At 71.2% G+C, this 13,290-nt stretch carries 10 protein-coding genes and 1 pseudogene; 6 read left to right on the top strand and 5 right to left on the bottom strand.

The genetic code is table 11. The annotated features are described in order from the left end of the window. Positions 1–49: 49 nt before the first annotated feature. From ACWEVN_RS40215 to ACWEVN_RS40200, 4 genes are read left to right on the top strand one after another with little or no spacing between them, the layout of a single operon-like run. Positions 50–1,333, top strand: a complete 1,284-nt coding sequence (locus ACWEVN_RS40215; RefSeq protein WP_452054780.1) for an extracellular solute-binding protein — start codon at positions 50–52, stop codon at positions 1,331–1,333. Continuing rightward, positions 1,333–2,280, top strand: a complete 948-nt coding sequence (locus tag ACWEVN_RS40210; protein WP_396136992.1) for a carbohydrate ABC transporter permease — start codon at positions 1,333–1,335, stop codon at positions 2,278–2,280. The genes ACWEVN_RS40215 and ACWEVN_RS40210 overlap by 1 nt, the downstream gene beginning before the upstream one ends. Continuing rightward, positions 2,271–3,119, top strand: a complete 849-nt coding sequence (locus tag ACWEVN_RS40205; protein ID WP_452054779.1) for a carbohydrate ABC transporter permease — start codon at positions 2,271–2,273, stop codon at positions 3,117–3,119. Before ACWEVN_RS40210 ends, ACWEVN_RS40205 begins: the two co-directional genes overlap by 10 nt. Position 3,120: 1 nt before the next feature. Further along, positions 3,121–4,488 carry a beta-N-acetylhexosaminidase gene (locus ACWEVN_RS40200; RefSeq protein ID WP_452054778.1) on the top strand — a complete coding sequence of 456 codons (1,368 nt, stop codon included), beginning with the start codon at positions 3,121–3,123 and terminating at the stop codon, positions 4,486–4,488. A gap of 2 nt (positions 4,489–4,490) precedes the next feature. Here the strand turns inward: ACWEVN_RS40200 and erm are convergent. The 4 genes and pseudogenes from erm to ACWEVN_RS40180 all read right to left on the bottom strand — a co-directional run. Next, positions 4,491–5,228: pseudogene (erm, locus tag ACWEVN_RS40195) on the bottom strand (23S ribosomal RNA methyltransferase Erm); the annotation flags it as partial. A gap of 354 nt (positions 5,229–5,582) precedes the next feature. Then, entirely contained in the window at positions 5,583–7,331 is a 1,749-nt protein-coding gene (locus tag ACWEVN_RS40190) for a M64 family metallopeptidase (protein ID WP_452054777.1), read from the bottom strand. A 154-nt stretch (positions 7,332–7,485) separates the two neighbouring features. Beyond that, positions 7,486–8,154 (bottom strand): response regulator, encoded by a 669-nt coding sequence (locus tag ACWEVN_RS40185; RefSeq protein ID WP_310976622.1) that lies wholly within the window; start codon positions 8,152–8,154, stop codon positions 7,486–7,488. After that, positions 8,151–9,737 (bottom strand): sensor histidine kinase, encoded by a 1,587-nt coding sequence (locus ACWEVN_RS40180; protein WP_449683312.1) that lies wholly within the window; start codon positions 9,735–9,737, stop codon positions 8,151–8,153. The genes ACWEVN_RS40185 and ACWEVN_RS40180 overlap by 4 nt, the downstream gene beginning before the upstream one ends. Positions 9,738–9,881: 144 nt before the next feature. Here ACWEVN_RS40180 and ACWEVN_RS40175 point away from each other — a divergent pair, with 144 nt between their 5' ends. Beyond that, a complete protein-coding gene (locus ACWEVN_RS40175; protein WP_310976624.1) occupies positions 9,882–11,228 on the top strand; it encodes a cation:dicarboxylate symporter family transporter in 1,347 nt (448 codons plus the stop codon). A gap of 96 nt (positions 11,229–11,324) precedes the next feature. On the opposite strand, the gene ACWEVN_RS40170 is transcribed toward ACWEVN_RS40175, so the two are convergent. Further along, entirely contained in the window at positions 11,325–11,723 is a 399-nt protein-coding gene (locus tag ACWEVN_RS40170; protein ID WP_449683313.1) for a winged helix-turn-helix transcriptional regulator, read from the bottom strand. Positions 11,724–11,827: 104 nt separating this feature from the next. Between ACWEVN_RS40170 and ACWEVN_RS40165 the strand changes: the two genes are divergently transcribed. Then, a partial coding sequence (locus tag ACWEVN_RS40165) for a DHA2 family efflux MFS transporter permease subunit (RefSeq protein WP_452054776.1) occupies positions 11,828–13,290 on the top strand: 1,463 nt, incomplete at its 3' end.

Raw genomic sequence — 13,290 nt, 5'->3', positions numbered from 1 at the left:
GGTTAGAACCCGCCTTACCACTCACGAGGGCACTCACGGGAGGTTCACCATGAGACTGCGCCGCACCCTGCCCCTCGCCGCCGGGCTGGCCCTCCTGGCCGGCTGTGCGCCCACCCAATCCGCCCCCGCGGGCGGCGGCGGGGACGACAAGACCGGCACCGTCCGCGTCTGGCTGTTCGACGAGGCCAACCGCGCGCCGAAGGAGGCCGCGGTCAAGGACGCCATCACCGAGTTCAAGGCGGCTCACGCCGGCGTCGAGGTCGACGTCCAGTGGGTGCCGGTCGAGGGCCGCGCCGACAAGTTCTCCGGCGCCTTCAACGACCCGGCCAACGCCCCGGACGTCGCCGAGTTCGGCAACACCGACGTCTCCAGCTACGCCGCCACCGGGGCGCTGGCCGATCTGACCGGCGACCTCGCGGCGTGGCCCGAGGCCAAGGACCTCATCCCGACCGTGCTGGACACCGCCAAGTCCGGCGGCCAGACCTACGGCCTGCCCTGGTACACCGGCATCCGGGCGCTCTACTACCGCACGGATGTCTTCACCGAGCTCGGCCTGAAGCCACCGGCCACGCTGGCCGAGCTGACCGACACCGCCCGCCGGATCCGCGCGGCCAAGCCCGACCTCTACGGCATCGCCGTCGGCGGCAAGTACACCTACGCGATGCTGCCCTTCCTCTGGGCCAACGGCGGTGAGCTGGCGCAGGAACAGGGCGGCAAGTGGACCTCGGCGGTCACCGGTGAGCAGGCCAAGGCCGGTGTCACGCAGTACGCGAGCCTGCTCAAGGACGACATCTGCCCGCCCGCGCAGTGCGCGAACCTGACCGGCACGCAGAGCGTCACGGCGTTCGCCGGCGGCAAGGCCGGGATGACGATCGGCGGTGACTTCAACCGCAAGGCCGTCGAACAGGGCGCGGTGAAGGGCAAGTACGCCGTCGTCCCGATCCCGGGCCTGACTGTGGGAAGCACCGCCCCCGCGTTCGCCGGCGGCAACCTGCTCGGCGTGTTCAAGGCGAGCAAGCACCGCAGCCTGGCGCTGGAGTTCGTCGAGCTGCTGGGCGGCGCGAAGTACCAGGAGAAGATGTACACGGCGATGGGCAACCTGCCGACGCTGAGCACCGTGCAGCAGAAGCTCGCGGCGAACGACCCCTTTCTCAAGCCGTTCGTCGACACGCTGAAGGCGGGCACGAAGTTCGTCCCGGCGACGCCGGCGTGGTCGAAGATCGACAGCCAGAACGTGCTGCCGACGGCCGTGCAGCAGATCGCCACCGGCGGCAAGGACCCGGCGGCGGCCCTGGCCGACGCGGCCGCGGCGATGAACAAGGCCTTCGGCTAGTGGTGACGCTCCAGGACGCCCCTTCCGTCACGGCCCCCGCGCGGCGGCCGCGGCGGAAGGGGGACGGCCGGGCCGCCGCGCTCTACCTCGCCCCCGCGGGCATCCTGCTCGCCGCGCTGCTGGCCTACCCGATCTACCAGCTGGTCCTGATTTCGTTCTACGACTACGGCCAGCCGCAGGCCGCGGGCAACGCGCCGCTGGTGTTCCTCGGCTTCGCGAACTACGCGGACCTGCTGTCCCAGGCGCAGTTCTGGACCGTGCTCGGCAAGACGGTCGGGTTCGCCGCGGCGTGCGTCGTCGGCTCGCTCGTCGTCGGCACCGGGCTCGCGGTGCTGGCTTCGAGGGTGCGTTCGCTGCCCCGGATGCTGCTGTTCCTGGCCGCGCTGGGTGCGTGGTCGACGCCGGCGATCGCGGGCTCCTACGTCTGGCTGTTCCTCTTCGACACCGACTTCGGGCTGGTCAACGAGGTGCTGTCGGGGCTCGGGCTGCCGTTCGAGCACCACTCGTGGACGTTCGGCACGCTCGGCGCGTTCGGGCTGGTCGCGGCCGAGGTGATCTGGTGCTCGTTCCCGTTCGTGCTGGTCACGATGTACGCGGGCATCAAGGGCGTGCCGGACGAGGTGCTCGAAGCGGCGTCGCTCGACGGCGCGTCGGCGTGGCGCACGACGTGGACGATCGTGCTGCCGATGGTGCGGCCGCTGCTGATGATCGCGACCGTCCAGTCGATCATCTGGGACTTCAAGGTGTTCACCCAGATCTACGTGATGACCAACGGCGGCGGCGTGGCCGGGCGGAACCTCGTGCTCAACGTGTATGCGTACCAACAGGCTTTCGCCGGGCAGGAGTACGGCCTCGGCTCGGCGATCGGAGTCGTGATGACACTGTTGCTACTGTCGGTGACCGGGCTGTACGTCCGGTCGCAGCGCCGGAGCGCGGCATGGCTGTGAAGCGTCCTGGGCGGCTGATCGCCGAAGTCGTCACGGTCGTGATCGCCGGGATCGTGGCGTTCCCACTGTACTGGATGCTGCTGTCGGCGCTGAAGCCGGCGGGCGAAATCCAGTCGGCGTCACCGAAGCCCTGGACGTTCAGCCCCTCGTTCGACAGCTTCTCGCGGGTGCTGACGGTGTCGGGGTTCGGGCGGTACTTCGTCAACAGCCTGCTCGTGGCCCTCGTCGTCGTGGTTCTGTCGCTGCTGCTGTCGTTCCTCTCGGCCGTGGCTTTGACGCGGTTCTCGTTCAAGGGGCGGACGGTGCTCCTGGTGATGACGCTGGTCGCGCAAATGGTGCCGGTGGAAGCGCTGACCATTCCGCTGTTCTTCCTGATGCGGTCCCTCGGCGGGGCTGTGCCGGCGCTGGGTCTCAACGAGCTGGGGTCGCTGGTGCTGGTGCACCTGGCGTTCAGCCTGCCGTTCGCGATCTGGATGCTGCGCGGGTTCGTCGCCGCGGTGCCGGTGGAACTCGAAGAGGCGGCGAAGCTCGACGGCGCGTCGCGGGTGCGGTTCACCTGGCAGATCCTGTTCCCGCTGGTGGCGCCCGGGCTGGTCGCGGTCAGCGTGCTCGCGTTCATCCACGCGTGGAACGACTTCCTGTTCGCCAAGACGTTCATCGTGTCCAAGACCGAGAACCAGACGCTGCCGCAGGCGATTCTCGTGTTCTTCAAGCCGGAGGACACGGACTGGGGCGCGGTGATGGCGTCCTCGACGCTGATGACGATCCCGGTGCTGGTGTTCTTCGTCCTCGTCCAACGACGGCTGGTGTCCGGCATGGCCGGCGCCGTGAAGGGCTGACATGGCTTTCGACACCCTGCTCCCCCGGCCGGTTTCGGTCACACCCCGGCCCGGCTCGTGCCCGTGGCCGTCCACTGTGGACGTCCGAGCCGCTTCCCTGCCGCCTGAGGGGTACCGGCTCTCCCTTGCCCCTTCCGGCGTGGTTCTGGAGGTGGCCGATCCCGCCGGGGAGGTCTACGGGCGGGAGACGTTGCGGCAGCTGGCGGGGCCTGCGGCGTTCCGGGTGGCCGGGTTCGCGCCTTCGTCGTTGCCATGCGGAGTCGTCGAGGACCATCCCCGCTTCGGCTGGCGCGGCTGCCTGCTCGACGTCGCCCGGCACTTCCGGACGAAGGCGGAGGTGCTCCGGTTCGTCGACCTGCTGGCCGCGCACAAGCTGAACGTGCTGAACCTGCACCTCACCGACGACCAGGGCTGGCGCTTCGAGGTCCCGGCGTTCCCCCGGCTGACGTCGGTGGGCGGCTGGCGGCCGTCGTCGATGGTGGGCAGCGGCGGCGAGCAGGACGGCCGTCCGCACGGCGGCTTCTACACGGGCGACGACCTGCGGGAGATCGTGGCGTACGCGGCTTCCCGGGCGGTCACGGTGGTGCCGGAGATCGACATCCCGGGACACGCGCGGGCGGCTCTCGCGGCCTACCCTTCCTTGGGGACTTCGTCGTCCTACGAAGTCTGGGATTCCTGGGGCATCAGCACTTCGCTGCTTTCGCCGACACCGTCCACTTTGGACTTCTTCCGGCAGGTGTTCGACCACCTGCTGGACATCTTCCCGTCCCCGGTGATCGCTTTGGGCGGCGACGAGACGCCGGGGGCGACCGACGAGCACCGCGCGTTCGTCCGGGAGCTGGCCGCGCACCTGGTGTCCCGCGGCCGCACGCCGATGGGCTGGGACGAGGTCCTCGACATCGACGGCCTCCCCCCGATGGTGATCGGCGCGTGGCGCAACGAGGAAGCGGGCCGGCGCGCGGCGGCCCTCGGGCACGACGTGGTGATGTGCCCGGAGCAGCACGTGTACCTGGACCACCGGCAGTCGGCGGACCCCGCCGAGCCGATCCCGGTCGGCTGGGTCCACACACTGGAGGACGTGTACGGGTACTCGCCGGCGTTGGAGGGCGAGCGGCTGCGCGGGGTGCAGGCGCAGGTGTGGAGCGAGCACCTGGACAGCGTGCGGCGGGTGGACTACATGGCCTTCCCGCGGCTGTCGGCGTTTGCGGAGGTGGCTTGGAGTTCCGGGCCGCGGGACTACGCGGAGTTCCTGCCGAGGTTGCGGGACCATCATTTGCCGCGGCTGGACGCGCTCGGTGTCGAGTACCGGCCGCTGGACGGGCCGCACCCGTGGCAGCTGCGGCCGGGGGTGCCGGGCCGGCCGCGCTAGCCGTTCCACAACGCGGCCCACTGCGTCGGCGTGAGGTCACGCGGCAGGGCCGATGGCGGGATGCCGGCGGCCTTCAGGGTGGCGCGCCAGGGTCCCGGGGCGACGTCCGCGAGGATGCGCTCGATCCCGCGGCCGCGCCCGGTGAAGACGTTGCGCACGAACTGTTCGTAGCCGGCCCGCTCGGCCGGGTCGACGAGCGGGTCACGCCGTCGGGAAACGGTGAAGAGACCGCCGTCGACACTCGGTTTCGGCCGGAACCCGCCGGCCGGGACGCGTCCGTGCAGGGTGAAGCCGAACCAGGGCGCGGTCTGGGCGGTCAGCATCGTCCGGCCGCCGACGCCGGCGCGTTTGCGCGCCACCTCCCACTGCGTGAGGAGGACGGCCTCGGCCCAGTCACCGGCGGTGAGAAGGCGCCGCAGGATCGGCGTGGTGAGGTGGAACGGCAGGTTGCCGACGACGACCGGCCGGTCCAGCGGGATCCGCAGGGCATCGCCGTGGACCACGGACACCGACGGAAGGTGTTGGCGGAGCCGGCGCACGCGGTGCTCGTCGAGGTCGACGGCCCGGACGTCACGCCCGAGCCTCGCGAGCCGCCGGGTGATCGCGCCGTCCCCGGCGCCGATCTCGAGGATCGGGCCTTGGGTTTCGCGGACGAGCCGGACGATCGTGCGGATGGTCGGGAGGTGGTGCAGGAAGTTCTGGCCGAGTTCGTGCCGGCCGCCGTGGACGGAGCGGGACAAGGGAGGCACTCCAGACTTGCGGAATGGAGCACCCGGGGGGTCGCTCGACCGCCTCCGGGTGCCGGGGCATCCGGAAGTACGGCGCGATCGGATCTTCAGCGAGACGCGCCGTCAGGCGCGGCGGAGCCGCTGAGCCTCACGCCCGCAGGCGGCCATCCACAAGGTTCCCATGGCCGAGGAGGGTACAAGCCGGTGGCGGCGCCGGGCGATTGATTTACGGCGGCGGGGCACGGTGGTCCGGCCCGAACGGCACGCGGACGCCCGAACCGGCACCCGCCCAGACCTGCCCCACCACCCGAAACCGCCCGAGTCAGCGTGCGGTGTTCTCCACAGGCACTAGTGAGTGTGGACAACTCACGGCAACAGCGTCACCGTGACCGACTTCGCCGGGCCCACGTTGCCCGCCGCGTCGATGGAACGGTACTCGATGCGGTGCTTGCCGTAGCCCGGCTTGCGGTCCGCGAACGGGGACACCGTCAACCCGCCCTCGCCCAGGTTTCCGTACGCCAGGCCGTCGATCTCCGTGCCGCGGGCCGTGAACGAGTACGGGGCCGCCGGGTCTGTCGGCCAGCCGTAGTACTTGTGCCAGCCGTCGCCGTCCACGCGGAACTCCGGCATTCCGTCGGGCGAGGAAAGCCGCATCGTGAACGAGCCGTGGTACTCCGCTCCCGGCGGGAACTCCGCCGTGGTGGCCGGCCCGGCCGCGTCCACCGTCCAGGTCAACGTCGTGCCGCCCGTCGTCGCGGTGAGGGTGTGCGTGCCGCGGGAAAGGTCGAGTGCGTAGTCGGAGCCCGTGCCGGCGAAGCGGCCGTCCAGCATCCAGGCCACCGAAGGGATCGAGCCCGTCGGCTCGCCGGTTTCGACGTACACCACGTCGTGGCCGCCGACCGGCCGGGTCACCGGGGTCGAAGCCACCACCGCCGGGCCGCTCGCCGGCGGTGTGACCACCGACGTGTCGACCGTCCAGGTGCGCGTCGCGGACGGGCGGACCGCCGGGTCGCGGACGAACGGCGTCGGGTCGGTCACCGTTGCCGTCAGCACGTGGCGGCCGGGCCGGACGTGCGCGCGGCGCAGGTCGACCGCGTCCCGGCCCGGCAGCGCCACGCCGTCGAGGGTCCAGCGGATGTCCAGGCGGTGGCTGACCGGATGCATCGGGCGCACCCAGACCACCCGGTCGGCGCCGATCGTGCCCGCCGGCGTGCCGCCGGCCAGCAACGGCACCTTCGCCGAAATCCGCTGCGTCATCCGCTCGCGGCCGACCTGGTCGAACGCGTAGCCGAGCGTCTTCATCATCGAGTGCCGGCTCGGCCGCCACACCCCGGTCTGGGCGTACAGCCCGCCCTCGAAGCGGCCGATCGTGCCGCCGGACTCGCTCGGTTCGCCGAGCCAGCGCCACCACTTCGCGTGTTGGGCGCGCATCTGCGGCTCGGTGAGCAGGGTGTGGTGGACCGAGTCCGGCTCGCCGCCCTCGTACGCGCCGCCCGGGACGTTGCGCGCGTAGTAGTCGTACTCGTCGTCGAGGCCGCCGAGCGAGTGGCCGAGTTCGTGCGGCGAGATCAGCGCGGACAGCGCGTTGCCGCCGGACGCCGTCGCGTACGTGCCGCCCGCGCCGCCGTACGTGGTGCTGTTGCCCAGGGCGAGGATCTGGCGGTTCGCGCGGGTCGTGCCCGGCACGAGGTCGGCGTACCGCTGGGCCGCCTCGTCGTCGACGGTCAGCAGCCGCTGCACGCTCTGCGGGTTGCAGCCGCCCCAGAACCCCATGTCCAGCGGGGTGTCCCGGCGGGGCGCGTCGAGCCCGGGGTCACAGTCCACACCGGACTCCGGTGAGGCGATCGACACGGCGTAGACGTTGAAGTAACTGCGGTAGGACTTGAACGGCTCGAGCGACCACAGGGTGCTGACGTGCCGTTCGACGTCGGCGAAGAACTTCGGCTGCTCGGCGGCGGTGTAGCCATCCCCGAGGACGACGAGGTTGAACCGCTGCGCGACCGGGCCGGTGACCTGGACCTCGGTGACGGTGGCCGCCGGCTCGGCGGCCTGCGCGGGAGCGGCGATCCCGGCGGTGAAAACCAGCGCTGCGACAAACCCGGTCCACTTTCGCATGGTCCCGGTCTACCGCAGTGGGTTCGGCTCCGGAACCGCCGGAAGTCGGGCTATCCTCCAGCCATGCGTTCCGACGTCCGGCGCGCCCGCGCTCGGCCCGGGCTCACGGACGTCTACGCGAAGCTCGCCCAGCTCCTGCTCGACCAGCTCTAACTCACACCCGGGTCAGCCGGTACCAGACCTCCGGCCGCCCGACCTGGCCGTAGTGCGGCTCGCGGTGGGCCAGGCCGTTGTCCGCCAGGTACTCCAGGTACCTGCGGGCCGTCACCCGGGAGGCCCCGATCGCCGCGGCCGCGGCGCCCGCCGAAAGTCCTTCCGCCGCGCCGGAAAGCGCGTCGGTGATCGCCTCCAAGGTCTGGCCGCTCATGCCCTTCGGCAGCGGCGGCTGCTCGGTCGTGCGCAGCGCGCCGAGGGCCCGGTCGATCTCCGCCTGGCCGGTGACCTCGCCGGAGGCGTCGCGGAATTCCGCGTAGCGCTCCAGCTTTTCGCGCAGGGTCGCGAAGGTGAACGGCTTGAGCAGGTACTGCACCACGCCGACCGAGACCGCCGCCTTGACCAGGCCGAGGTCGCGGGCCGACGTCACGGCGATGACGTCGATCGGCAGGCCGGCCGCGCGCAGCGAGCGGCAGACCGCCAGGCCGTGCGTGTCCGGCAGGTAGAAGTCCAGCAGCACCAGGTCGACCGGCTCGCGTTCGCAGAACCGCAGCGCCTCGCCGCCGGAGTGCACCACCCCCGCCACCACGAACCCGGGGAGCCGCTCGACGTACACCCGGTGGGCCTCCGCGGCGACCGGCTCGTCCTCCACCACCAGCACGCGGATCACCGGCCCGCCTCCTGCCGCGGCAGCCGCACGGTGAACACCGCGCCGCCGTCGCGCCCGACCTCGATCGTGCCGCCGTAGCGGCGCACCGCCTGCCCGACGAGCGCGAGGCCGAGCCCGTGGCCGTCCTCGGCCTTCGTCGACCACCCGCGCCGGAACACGTCGGCGTCCTCGGGCACGCCAGGCCCGGAGTCGGCGACGCGCAGCAGCAGCCCGTCTTCACCGGTGCGAGCGGTGACGACGACCTTCGGGTGCCCGGTGCCGCGCACGGCCGCGTCGAGGCCGTTGTCGATCAGGTTGCCGAGGATGGTCACGAGGTCGCGGGCTTCGACGCCGAGCGAGACGTCGTCGATGACGGTGTCCGGCGTGACCGTCAGCTCCACCCCGCGCTCGCTCGCCTCGGCCGCCTTGCCCAGCAGCAGCGCGGCGAGCACCGGCTCGGCGACGGCACCGACGACCCGGTCGGTCAGCTCCTGGGCGAAGGCGAGCTCCGCCGTGGCGAACTCGACGGCCTGCTCGGGTTTGCCGATCTCGACCAGGGAAACGACGGTGTGCAACCGGTTCGCGGCCTCGTGCGCCTGCGACCGCAGCGCTTCGGCCAGGCCGCGGGCGGTGGTCAGCTCGCCGGTCAGCGACTGCAGCTCGGTGTGGTCGCGCAGGACGACGACAGTGCCCTGCGCGCGGCCGCCCGAGCGGACGGCGGTGGTGCTGACCAGCAGCACGCGCGAGTCCGTCAGGTGCAGTTCCTCGGCCCGGTTCTCCGCCGACGTGAACGCCTCGGCCAGCCCGTCGGGCAGGCCCAGCGTCGCCAGGTCGCGGCCCACCGGGTCGGAGTCGAGGCCGAGGAGCGCGCGGGCGCCGTCGTTGCAGAGCCCGATCCGCCCGTCGCGGCCGACGAGCAGCACGCCTTCGCGGACCGAATGCAGGACGGCTTCGTGGTACTCGAAGAGGTTGCTCAGCTCGTCGGGCGCGACGCCCCGGGTCTGGCGCCGCAGCCGGGCGCTGATCAGCCAGCCGCCGAGCGCGCCGACCACCAGCACCGCGGCGGCCACGCCGAAGAGCGGCCAGAGCCGTTCGCGCAGCTCGGCCGAGATCGCCGCGACGGTGATCCCGACCGCGACCAGCGCGACGACCCGGTGCCCGGCGCCGAACACCGGCACGACCGTGCGCACCGACGGGCCGAGCGAGCCGGTGTAGGTCTCGGTGAGGTCCTCGCCCCGCTGCGCCTTGCCGATGTTCCCGATGTAGTGCTGGCCGATCAGGGCCGGGTTCGGGTGCGTGTAGCGGATCCCGGCCGGGCTCATGATCGTGATGAAGTCGACCTGGGTGTGGGTTTGCACGAGCAGCGCGAACGGCTGCAGCGTCGCGCTCGGGTCCGGCGTGGTCACCGCGGCGGCGACGGTGGGCGCGTCGGCGACCGTCATGGCGACCGCGCGGACCTGGTCGCGCGCGTTCTCGTTCACCGCCCGCTGCGCGTCGATCCAGGCGAAGGTGATCCCGGCGCCGGCCAGCACGCAGAGCACCACCAGCTGCAGCACGAGCAGCTGGCGCGCCAGGCTCCAATGGGACCGCAACGTCGGAGGCACCTCCTCATACCAGCACACCGCGCGCGCCGGTGTCCGAACGGGACGGTGCGATCATCACACGAACTCAATGAACACAAGTGAGCCGGATCACCGAACTGGGCCTACAGTGTGCCGCAACCTGAACACCCCTAGCTGGAGGCAACGGTGCCGACACCGACCCCCGAAGCGGCACCCCGCCGCCGCGACAAGACCCACTACCTGTACCTGGCCGTGATCGTCGCGGTCCTGCTCGGGATCCTGGTGGGCTTCCTCTTCCCCGGTTTCGCCAAGGGCCTCAAGCCGCTCGGCGACGGGTTCGTCAACCTGATCAAGATGATGATCTCGCCGATCATCTTCTGCACCATCGTGATCGGTGTCGGCTCGGTCGCCAAGGCGGCGAAGGTCGGCAAGGTCGGCATCATGGCGCTGGTCTACTTCATCGTGATGTCGACCTTCGCGCTCGCCATCGGCCTGGTCGTCGGCAACCTGCTGCACCCGGGCGAGGGGCTGCACCTCAACCCCGCCGACGTGAAGAGCGTCCAGAAGTCCGCCACCGGCTCGGAAGGCCCGGTCGACTTCCTGCTCCACATCATCCCGAAGACGTTCGTGTCCGCGTTCACCGAAGGCCAGGTCCTGCAGACGCTGCTCGTCGCGCTGCTCGTCGGCTTCGCGCTGCAGAAGCTGGGCTCGAAGGGCGCGCCGATCCTGCGCGGCGTCGAGCACATCCAGCGCCTGGTGTTCCGGGTGCTGGCGATGATCATGTGGGCCGCCCCGATCGGCGCGTTCGGCGCGATCGCCGCGGTGGTCGGCGCGACCGGCTGGGCGGCGCTGAAGAGCCTCGCCGTGATCATGATCGGCTTCTACGCGACCTGCCTGGTGTTCGTGTTCGTCATCCTCGGCCTGGTGCTGTGGATCGGCGCCCGGGTGAACATCTGGCACCTGCTGCGCTACCTCGGCCGCGAGTTCCTGCTGATCCTGTCGACGTCGTCGTCGGAATCGGCGCTGCCCCGGCTGATCGCGAAGATGGAGCACCTGGGGGTCGGCAAGTCGGTCGTCGGCATCACCGTGCCCACCGGCTACTCGTTCAACCTGGACGGCACGGCGATCTACCTGACCATGGCGACGCTGTTCATCGCCGCGGCCCAGGACGAGCCGCTTTCGATCGGCGCCCAGATCGGCCTGCTGGTGTTCATGATCATCGCGTCGAAGGGCGCCGCCGGCGTCAGCGGTTCGGGCATCGCGACCCTGGCCAGCGGCCTCCAGTCGCACCGGCCGGAACTGGTCAACGGCGTCGGCTTCATCCTCGGCATCGACCGGTTCATGTCCGAGGCCCGCGCGCTGACGAACTTCGCGGGCAACGCCGTCGCGACCGTCCTCATCGGAAACTGGACGAGGGAGTTCGACCGCGACCAGGCGGAACGGGTGTTCGCCGGGACGGCGCCGTTCGACGAAGCGACGTTGATCGACGAGGAACGGTCCGGCCCCGACGAAGGCGGCGCGGCGAAAGCCTGACCCTGAACGTTCGTGCTCACGCCCCCGCTGAGCACGAGCCACCGCGGGCCGCGGTGCGAGTCTCCCCGACCTCGCACCGCGGCCCGTTCCACGTCTTCAGCCGGCGGCGGCGTCGTAGGCGACGCGGGCGGCCGCGATGTCGTCGCGATGTTGCTCCGCCCAGCCGAGCAGGCCGTTCAGCGACTGGTACAGCTCCTTCGCCATCGCCGTGGCTTCGTACTCCACGCGCGGCGGGACGGTCGGGTAGATCGTGCGGACCAGGAGGCCGTCGCGCTCCAGATTGCGCAGGGTCAGCGTCAGCATCCGGCGGCTGATGCCCTCGACCGCGCGTTCCAGCTCGGTGAACCGCACCGGGCCGCGGATCGCCTCCAGCAGGATCCCGATCGCCCACTTGCCGCTGATCCGGTTGATGACCTCCAGCACCGTGCAGACGTCGAGTTTCTCCGGGTCGATCTCGGTGACCTGGACAGGTACACCGATGTTCCCCTGGGACATGGAAGTGCCTCCTTCCGAGCGAACCCATGGTCACACATGATGGGCACTGTTACAAGAAGTGCCCTGGCGACGACCAGGGGAACTCTCGACTGGAGGGGCCTGACATGGCCGAGAACCACCCCACCCGCTCGCGCGGCCTCGCCTTGGCGGTGCTCTGCGCCGCCTCGCTGATGGTCGTGCTCGACAGCAGCATCGTCGCGGTGGCGCTGCCGGCGATCCAGGCCGACCTCGGCTTCACGCCCGCCGGGCTGTCCTGGGTCTTCACCGCCTACCTGGTCGCCTTCGGCGGCCTGCTCCTGCTCTCCGGACGGCTCGGCGACTTGCTCGGCCGCCGCCGCGTCTTCCTCGGCGGGCTGAGCCTGTTCACCCTCGCCTCCCTCGTCGCCGGCCTGGCCGCGGACGCCGGTGTCCTCGTCGTGGCGCGATTCGCCCAGGGCGTCGGCGGCGCGCTGGCGTCGGCCGTGGTGCTCGGGATGATCGTCACGATGTACCCCGAGCCCCGGGCCCGGGCGAAGGCGATCGGGGTCTACAGCTTCACGCAGGCGGCGGGTGCGTCCATCGGGCTCATCGCCGGCGGCGCACTCACCCAAGCGCTGAACTGGCACTGGACGTTCTACGTCAACCTGCCGATCGGCGTGGCCGCACTGCTGCTGGCCGTCCGGGTCGTCGAAGCGGACCGTGGCACCGGCCTGCGCCACGGACTGGACGTGCTCGGCGCCGTCCTGGCCACCGCGGCGGTGATGCTCGGCGTGTACGGCATTTCGGCGTCCTCCTGGGGTGCCGTGGCCGCGGCCGTCGTGCTGCTCGCGGCCTTCGCGGTGCGGCAGGCGAAGGCGCGGACGCCGCTGTTGCCGCTGCGGCTGTTCCGGATCCGCGCGGTCACCGGCGCGAACGTGGTGATGGTGCTGATGGTCGCCGGGATGCTCGGCTTCCAGTTCGTCACGGCGTTGTACCTGCAGCAGGTGCTGGGCCTCGACGCGCTGTGGACCGGCGTCGCATTCCTGCCGGTGCCGCTGGTGATTGCGGTGGCGTCGCTCGGCTTCGCGGACAAGCTCGCCGCCCGGTTCGGCCCGCGGGCCGTGCTGCTGGCCGGGCTGGGCCTGGTGATCGTGGGCCTGCTGCTGCTCACCCGGGTGTCGGGCTCCTACTTCGCCGACGTCCTGCCGCCGCTGCTGCTGATGGGCCTGGGCGCCGGCGCGGCCATCCCGGCGCTGATGGGCCTGGCGATGGCGGACGTCCCGGCCGGGGACGCCGGCGTGGCGTCCGGGCTGATCAACACGACCCAGCAGGTGGGAGCGGCGGTCGGCACGGCGGTGCTGGCCGCGGTGGCCGCGTCCCGCACGGCGAGCCTGGCTTCGCTGGACCACCGCGAGGCACTGGCATCCGGGTTCCGGCTGGCCTACGGGGTCAGCGCGGGCTTCCTGATCGCGGCGGTCGCGCTGGGCGGCCTGGTCCTGGCCCGCCGCGCCAAGCGCCCCAATGAGGTTTTCTCAGTAGCGCCCCTGGTGTTCGTGATGGGTCAGGACGAGTGCTGCTTGGACGATGGCGCCGATGCGGTGTGGGCAGA

The organism is Amycolatopsis sp. NPDC003861 (genome assembly GCF_053605405.1).
The sequence above is the reverse complement of the archived record's forward strand: the minus strand, read 5'-3'. Positions and strand labels throughout refer to the sequence as shown.